Origin of the sequence: Oerskovia sp. NPDC060287, assembly GCF_042726775.1 — a bacterium.
Classification (GTDB): domain Bacteria; phylum Actinomycetota; class Actinomycetes; order Actinomycetales; family Cellulomonadaceae; genus Oerskovia; species Oerskovia merdavium.
On the sequence record NZ_JBHXBO010000190.1, the window covers coordinates 1 to 8,010 of the forward strand.

Annotated in this window: 5 protein-coding genes; 1 reads left to right on the forward strand and 4 read right to left on the reverse strand. The window is 71.1% G+C overall.

The window, feature by feature from the left end:
- Positions 1-13: 13 nt before the first annotated feature.
- Together ACFWFR_RS14945 and ACFWFR_RS14950 are read right to left on the reverse strand one after the other, a co-directional pair.
- Positions 14-3,325, reverse strand: coding sequence for a family 16 glycoside hydrolase (locus tag ACFWFR_RS14945; protein WP_318244366.1), 3,312 nt, complete (start codon positions 3,323-3,325; stop codon positions 14-16).
- 201 nt (positions 3,326-3,526) lie between these two features.
- Complete coding sequence (locus ACFWFR_RS14950; RefSeq protein WP_377623474.1) at positions 3,527-4,156, reverse strand: ArsR/SmtB family transcription factor; 630 nt, start codon at positions 4,154-4,156, stop codon at positions 3,527-3,529.
- A gap of 54 nt (positions 4,157-4,210) precedes the next feature.
- On the opposite strand from ACFWFR_RS14950, the gene ACFWFR_RS14955 reads away from it, so the two are divergent.
- Positions 4,211-5,518: an MFS transporter gene (locus ACFWFR_RS14955; protein ID WP_377623475.1), complete on the forward strand. Its 1,308-nt coding sequence runs from the start codon at positions 4,211-4,213 to the stop codon at positions 5,516-5,518.
- 17 nt (positions 5,519-5,535) lie between these two features.
- Here the strand turns inward: ACFWFR_RS14955 and ACFWFR_RS14960 are convergent, their stop codons facing one another.
- Together ACFWFR_RS14960 and ACFWFR_RS14965 are read right to left on the reverse strand one after the other, a co-directional pair.
- Entirely contained in the window at positions 5,536-6,339 is an 804-nt protein-coding gene (locus tag ACFWFR_RS14960; RefSeq protein ID WP_377623476.1) for an exodeoxyribonuclease III, read from the reverse strand.
- A gap of 101 nt (positions 6,340-6,440) precedes the next feature.
- On the reverse strand, positions 6,441-7,937 hold the full coding sequence (locus tag ACFWFR_RS14965) for an MFS transporter (protein ID WP_377623477.1): 1,497 nt from the start codon (positions 7,935-7,937) through the stop codon (positions 6,441-6,443).
- Positions 7,938-8,010: the final 73 nt, after the last annotated feature.

Below are 8,010 nucleotides of genomic sequence, written 5' to 3' on the forward strand. Positions count from 1 at the left end.
GCCCGAGGGTGCGTCAGCCGCAGCTCGACGCGTCGTAGGTCGTCTCGACCACGACCTCCTTGCCTCCGGAGCTCGCCGTCACGGTCGCGGTCCCGGCCTCGATCGAGGTCGAGCGTGTCGCGAACGTCTGCTGAGCCGACTTGCCCGGCAGGACGCCGGTCATGGTCTTCTTGCCGAACGGCGTGCTGAGCACGACGTCGACGGGCACCGTGTCGTCGTTGACGGCACGCACGCTCAGCGTGACCTTGCCGGCCACGCACTTGGGCTGGACGGTCACCGACACCGCGAGCTCGGGCTCGGGCTCGGCACCCAGGTCCTTGACGCGGATGTTCCGGTAGGAGACCGTCTCACCGTTGCCGTGGTTCTGGATCCCGATGAAGCCGCTCGACAGGTCGCGCGCCGGGTCGGTGCTCGTGAAGTCGTTGACGAGCACGTCGTTGAGGTAGATCCGGATGCGGTCGCCCTCGACGCGGATGTCGTACGCGTTCCACTGGCCCACGGGCTTGAGCGCCGCGGTCACGGCCGCTGCGTCAGCGCCCTGGAACGTGTAGATCGCACCGGTCGTGCGGTCAGCGGCGTCGCTCGCGTCGATCTGGATCTCGTACCCCTGGTTGACCGCGACCCAGGGGTCGTTGCCGGGGTTCGGGAAGCCGACGAACACGCCGCCGTTGTCGTCCTTGACGAGCTTCCAGTCGAGCTTGAGCGAGTACTCCTCGAGCTCCTGGGCCGTGTACCAGAGCAGACCCATGCCACCGTTGGTGCGGATCGAGCAGTCGTCCTGGCGACCGAACGTGCCGGCGCCCGCGAGGCTCCAGTCCGCGAGGCTCGCGAGGGTGCCGTCGAAGATGCCGCGGTAGCCGTCCTCGACGTCCGCCGGGGAGCAGATGTCGGGGTTCTGCCCGATCGAGAGCACGTCGAGGTTCACGTTGCCCTGGTCACCCTGGTCGTACTTGAGGGTGATCGTGTTGTGGCCCGCGACGAGGTCGAGATCGCGCGTGATGGTCGCCCACTTCTTCCAGTCACCGGTCGTGGGGAGGGTCCACGGACCGACCTTCTGGTCGTTGACGTAGAGCGAGACGTTCTTGGCGCGGAGCTCGGTGTACGGGTGGATGCCGTTCGCGTAGCGCAGGTTGACCGGGTAGGTCCCCGCCTCGGGAACCGTCACGGCGAACGTGCGACCGGAGCCGACGTTCTGCATGCCGGCGGCGAAGCCCGAGCCGGAGTAGTTGCTGTGGTCCGAGCCGAGGCTCGAGCTGCCGAGCGGCTGCGCCTCCTCGGCCTCGTACCAGCCGCGGTCCGCCGGGGCGACGTAGCCCGGCAGCGAGTTGAGCGTGTACCAGGCCTCGGTGCTCAGGAGCTCAGCACCCTCGTCCGAGGCGAACGGGCGCGGCGAACGCAGGTGCACGACGTGGCCGGGCTTGAGACCCTCGACCTCGAGCGTGACGGTCGTGCGGTCCTCGGACACCGTGGCGTCGGTGACGAACAGCGGCGTCTCGTCGACCTTGGGGCCGCCGTACTGCTGCGTCGGCACGTAGCGCCACTGCTTGAGCGAGTAGGCGTCGGCCAGCTTCGCGACCACGGCGTCGGACACCGGGTCGGTGTACTCGATCTCGAACCCGCCCTCGACGACGCGCATCTCCTTCATGTCGAACGAGTCCTCGTCGACCAGAGAGAGCTTCTGGAGACCGAACCGGAGCTTGCCGGACTCGCCCCAGTTGCCGCCCTCGCCCGTGCCACCGACGTACAGCGCACCGTCGGGGCCCGTGATGACGCGGTTGGCACCGACCTCGAGGCCCGCGGTGTGGCGGAAGACCGCACCCTGGAACTCGCCGTCGACCTTCTCGAGGAACGCGCGCTGGAGCCCGCCGTAGGTGACGTCGCCGAGCAGCATCTGCCCGGCGAACTCGCCGTCCTCGACGAGGATCGGGTTGCCCGGGGAGTTCGCGATCTCGTTCTGCGGGAGCCACAGCGCGGGCTGGGACACGGGGTTCGCGTCGAACTTCCCGGCAGGGGTCGTGAAGTGGTTGAAGAACTTGTCCTGCTCGATGTGGACGAGCTTGTTCGCAGGGAGCCACGCGCCCTGGTTGTCCGTCCCGAAGATCTCGCCCTCGGGACCGAACCCGATGCCGTTGGGGGTGCGCAGGCCGCCCGCGACGTAGGTGACCTCACCCGTCGCACGGTCGATCTTGATCGAGGTGCCCCGGTTGGCGGCGGGCTGCGGGGTGGTCGTCGCGCCGCCGTTGTCGATCGCGACCGAGAGGTTGACGTAGAAGTAGTTCTCGTCGTGGATCAGGCCGAAGGCGAACTCGTGGAAGTTGCCGCCGTCGGGCCACCCGGCGATCTTGGTGTGCGTGTCGTAGAAGCCGTCGCCGTCCGGGTCGGTGAGCTGCGTGAGCTGGTACCGCTCGGAGACGAAGATCGAGTCCTCGATGACCTCGATGCCCATGGGGTTGAGGAGCTGGTCGGCGACCTTCGTCACCGTGACGTCCTCGGGGCCGGTCGCGTCGATCACGCCGTCGAGGAGGTACACCTCGCCCGACGTCGGGTTGGGCCGCCAGCCACCGGAGCTCACGTCACCCGTGGTCACCACGGCCAGCTTCTCGTCCGGGGTGAACGCGAGGCCCGAGACCTTGGGCTCGAAGCCCGCAGGACGCAGGTCGACGAGCTCGTAGTTCGGGTTGACGGTGTCCAGGCGCAGGCCGTCGCCCGAGGTGTCCGTCGCCCCCTCGCAGTACTTGTTGCCGGGCGCGGTCACGCGCACGACGTTGGCCTCGGTGCTCAGCACCGACGTCGGGACCACCACGAACGACGACGCGCCAGGGGTCTTCCACGCGAGCGTCAGACGCTGCTTGTCGGTGCCCTCGTAGTACTCGACCCGCAGGTCGTGGGCACCGGCGGTGAGGGTGATAGCACCCTCGACCGAGGTCGAGTCGTTGGGTCCGTCGTTCTCGAGCACGAGCTGGTCGTCGATGTAGACGAGGGCGCCGTCGTCGTTCGTCACGCGGAACGAGTACTCGCCCTCCGCGGGCACGGTGAGCGTCGCCAGGGCGTGGGTGATGAAGCGGTCGGACGCCCCGAACTGCTCCGGGGTGCTCCAGTCGATCGTCGGCATGAGCTTGTCGACGTTGGGCGTGGTCCCCGACTTGAGGGTGCACACGGAGCCGGGATCCTGCGCGAGCTGGAAGGTGCGCAGCGTGACGCCGGGCTCCATCTCGGTCTCGGCCGCGGTGGCCGACGGAAGCGTCCCGGCGAAGGCGAGGGGTACGAGCAGTGAGGCCCCGAGCAGGCCGGAGAGGCCTCTTCGATGGCGTGAGGGGATTCGCACTGGAGATCTTCCTCCTTGAAGACGAGTCAGCGTTGACTCTCGGACCTTAAGGAGGCTTTTGCTTGCTGTCAACCAAAAGTTGCAAGTTGTTAGGCAGATCGAGACCGGATGGCCCGGCACCGTCTTGTGGACCGGATCGGTCGGCGCCGCCGCGCCGAGTGCATGATCCTGCTGCGACACGCCCGGCGAGTCGCAGCGAAATCATGCACTCGGGCGCGGGTCGCGGCTCGTGTCGTGGTGGATCGCGACGAACACCGACCACGGTTCGCCGTCGGCCACCGGCTCGCGCTGCCGGAAGTCCTCGAGGACCTCGTTGAGGCGCCGCGAGAGCTCGTCACGGCCCTCGGCGTCGAGCCGCAGGCCGAGCCGCCCCATGTCGACGCGCGCCGGGTCGGCCGCCGACAGCTCCTCGAGGAACGCGTCGAGGAGCACCTGGTGACCGCCAGGCCCCAGGTCCGTCGTCCAGGACCGGCCCGTCGCGAGGTACGGGACCTCCCGCGCTCCGCGCGCCCCGGTGCGCGCGGGCTGCGCCGTGAGGAACCCCCGGGCCACGAGCGTCCGGACATGATGGAGCGTCGTCGCCGGGTTCTTGCCGAGGAGCTGGGCGATCTCCTTGTTGGTCCGCGGTTCGTCGAGGCAGATACGCAGGATCCGCACGCGCACCGTCGACGCGAGAGCGCGCGCGTCGGCGTCCCGTTCGGCGACCGAGTCGCCGGCCGTCGGCAGGTCGGCGGTCGGCGCGTGCGCACCGCGCCCTGCGGCTGCGGCCGCGGCTGCGGCTGCGGCTGCGGCTGAGTGCGGCGCGCTGGGGGCTGCATGGTCCGGGGTCACCCCCACAGGCTAACTGATTGACATTTCCCAATCACTTGCAGCACGCTGTCCCGCATGACGTCTGACGAACCGCAGGTGCGCACCGCTGCGTCCCCGCGCAGCCTGATCCACCACCGCGACTTCCGCTACCTGTGGGGTGGCGATGCGCTGGGGCAGCTCGGCGCACAGCTCACGGGGTTCGTCCTGCCGATCTTCGCGGTGTCCCACCTGCACGCGACCGAGTGGCAGATGGGTGCCCTCAACGCGGCGGAGACGGCAGCATTCCTGCTCCTCAGCCTGCCGGCCGGGGCGTGGGTGGACCGCATGCGCAAGCGCCGCGTGCTCGTCGCGGCCGACCTCGCCCGCGCGGTCATCCTCTCGGTCGTGGTCGCCGCCGCCCTGACGGGGCACGCGAGCATGGGGCTGCTCATCGGAGCCGCCGTGGTCATCAGCACCTTCAGCCTCTTCTTCGACGTCGCGCACCAGAGCTACGTCCCCGGCCTCGTCGGGCTCGACCACGTCGTCGAGGGCAACTCCAAGCTCCAGGCGACCCAGTCCGTCGCGATGATCGCCGGTCCCGCGATCGGCGGGGTCGCGCTGCGGGTGCTGTCCGCTCCCCTGGTGATGGTCGCGACCGTCGGCACGTACCTGGCCAGCGCGTTCGCGATGGCGCGGATCGGCCACCGCGAGGACCTGCCCGACCCCGCGTCGCGACGCCCGCTGCGCACCGAGATCGCCGAGGGGCTCCGCTTCGTCTCGAGCGAGCCACTGCTCCGACGGATCCTCGCCTGCACCTCGCTCAGCAACCTGGGCGGGGCGATCGGCAACGCCGTCGTGGTGATCTTCGCCCTGCGCACGCTCGACGTCGGGACCGCGACCTACGGCGTCGTGCTCTCGGCGAGCGCCGCGGGCGGGCTCCTCGGCGCGGTCCTGGCCGACCGCGCCGCCCGCTGGGTCGGCCCAGCACGGATCATCCCCGCCTCGGCGGTGTTCACGGGGCTGTCCTACGCCATCACGCCCGCCGCGGCCATCGTGGCGGCGACGGGCGCGACGACCGGCGCCGGGGCAGCCCTGGTCCCGGTCGTGCTCGTGATCGGGGGGTTCGTGTTCAACCTCGCGGTCGTCGTCTACAACGTCGCGCAGGTCAGCTTCCGTCAGCGGCTGTGCCCGCCAGCGTTGCTGGGCCGCATGAACGCCTCGGCCCGCTTCATCGTGTGGGGCCCCATCCCGATCGGCGGACTGCTCGGCGGATGGATCGGGACGGTGTGGGGCGTGACCCCCGCGCTGTGGATCGGGGCGGCCGTCATGACGCTGGGCGCCCTGCCCGTCCTCCTGTCGCCGCTGTCACGCATGACCGAGCTCCCGGTCCCCGCCCACGACTGATCCGAGGGGCCCCGGGCTCAGAGGTCGTACGTCGCGACCAGCGCGGCGTGGTCGCTCCAGCGGCTCTCGTAGTCGTCGGCACGGTCCACCTCGACCTTGACCGCGTGCTCGGCCAAGGCCGGGGACGCGAGCTGGTAGTCGATGCGCCAGCCCGAGTCGTTGACGAAGGCCTGACCACGCCAGGACCACCAGGTGAACGGGCCGGGGCCCTCTCCGCCGTGACGACGCCCGAGGTCGACGAACCCCAGGTCGTCGAACCAGGTGTCGAGGTAGGCGCGCTCCTCGGGCAGGAATCCCGCGGACTTCTGGTTGCCCTTCCAGTTCTTGATGTCGACGTTCTTGTGCGCGATGTTCAGGTCTCCCGCGACGACGACGCGGCCCCCTGCGGCAGAGAGCTCGCGCAGGCGCTCGGTGACCTTCTCGAGGTAGGCGTACTTCTCGTCCATCTTGGGCGTGCCGGCCGTGCCCGAGTGGATGTAGGTCGAGACGACCGTGAGCTTCTCGCCCGAGGGCAGCTCGAGGTCCGCCTCGACCCAGCGGCCCGTGTCCACGGGCGGCTCCGGCTCCCCCTTGCCCAGGCCGATCCGCACGGCCGTCACGGGCAGCCGCGACGCGACCGCGACCCCTGCCCGGCCCTTGATGTCGCACGCCTGGTGGGCGATGTGCCAGCCCTCGCCCAGGAGCTCGTTCAGGATCTCGTCGGGGGCTCGCACCTCCTGGAGGAGCATGACGTCCGGGGTGCGCGAGGCGACCCAGGCGTCCATGCCCCGACGGTAGGCGGCGCGGATCCCGTTCACGTTGGCAGTAGCGATCGTCAGCACCCGGCCATCAAACCCCACGCCACCCACACGGGGGAAAACGAGGCCGCGAGACGCTCGTCACGGCGCAGGACGCCGCACCGTTTCCCCTGGTCCGCAGGACCCTACCCCTGGTCCGCCCGAGCCACGGGGAGCACGGCCTCACGGAAGCGCCCCGCGAGCACGACCGTCGCGAGCGCCAGCACGGCCAGCACCCCGAACCCCAGCCGCAGCGTGTCGGTCGTCGCGAACACCCCGGTCATCGCGCCACCGAGCACGGCGCCGACGTAGGTGAAGACGTTGAGCCGGGCCACGGCCCGGTCGGTCGCCTCCTCGACGGTCGGCCCGACGCCGGCCGCCGGGCCACCACCGGCCGCCAGGCCACCTCCGGCAGCAGGTGCCACCGGGGCCACGGCAGCACCGGCCACCGACTCCGCGGCCCGGTCTCCCGCGGCCGAGAACGCCATGGGAGCCACGACCCCGAGTCCCAGCCCCGTCGCGGCGAACCCGAGGACCGCGAGCGGCCACACCGGCGAGACCGCGACGAGCCCGAGCCCCACGACCCCCACCGCACCGCCGAGCGCCACGACACGCACGCGCCCCCAGCGCTCGACCGCGCGGTCCCCCAGCAGCCGCGAGCAGATCAAGGTCGCCTGGTAAGCGCCGAACCCCAGCGGCCCGACGACGGCGCTCGCCCCGAGCACGTCCTGCAGGAAGGTCGCACCCCAGCTCGAGACCGCGGAGTCGGCGACGGGGAACGCCAGCATCGCGAGGCCCAGCACGATCACGGTCCCCGCCCCGACCATGCCCGTCGTGGCACGAGGAACCCGCACGGCAGGTCCCCCCGCGCCGCCGGGCCGGTCGCCCTCGCCGAGCGCCGTGGGTCCGCCGTCCGTCCCGCTGACGGGAGCGGCGCCGTCGGGCACCTGACGCGTGCCACCCCCGACCCGACCGGGCTCCCCCGCCTCCCCCGCGACCGCGACCGCCGCGGTCCGCGAGAGCAGCCCGGCCCGCAGCACGAGCACCGTCACCGCGACGGCCGCAGCGACCAGCGCCAAGGACACGGGCAGCGCGATCCCGAGCCCCGCTGCTCCCGACACAGCGAGCGACCCGACGACCCCGCCCGCGGCGTTGGCCGCGAAGAACGACGCGATGAGGCTGCGTCCGTACGCGCGCTGCACGTCGATTCCCTGCATCGACGTCGAGGCGTCGACCGACCCGAGCGCCAACCCGTACACCGCGAACGCGAGGAAGAACGTCGCGAGCAGCCCCGCCCCCGCGCTCAGTCCGACCGCGAGGATCCCGGCGGCGGCCACCAGGAGCCCACCGGTCACGACGCGCGCCGACCCGAACCGGGCGGCGAACCAGCCGGACAGCGCGCTGCCCGTCCCTGCGCACACGCAGACCCCGAGGATCACGAGAGTGATGACGTCGGGGCCGATGCCCAGGTAGCGCTCGTACGTGGGGACGTTGGTCAGCATCACGGCGAAGCCGAAGCCCTGCGCCGCGTACGCGGCCGTGGCGCTCCAGCGCGCGCGGCGCACGACGTGAGGGACGACGGGAGGGGCGGGGACGAGGGCCGCGATGCCGTCGTCTCCCCCGGCCCGGGACGCGGGGGTCATGGCGGAACACTAGTCCTGCTCGAGCGCGCAGCACGACAGGACGTCAGAAAAGGGGTGTCAGTAAGAGCAGGAC

What these genes read in the sequence shown, in the direction of transcription:
- ACFWFR_RS14955 (WP_377623475.1), top strand. Translation starts at nt 4,211, where the DNA reads ATGACGTCTGACGAACCGCAGGTGCGCACCGCTGCGTCCCCGCGCAGC.
- ACFWFR_RS14965 (WP_377623477.1), bottom strand. Translation starts at nt 7,937, where the DNA reads ATGACCCCCGCGTCCCGGGCCGGGGGAGACGACGGCATCGCGGCCCTC.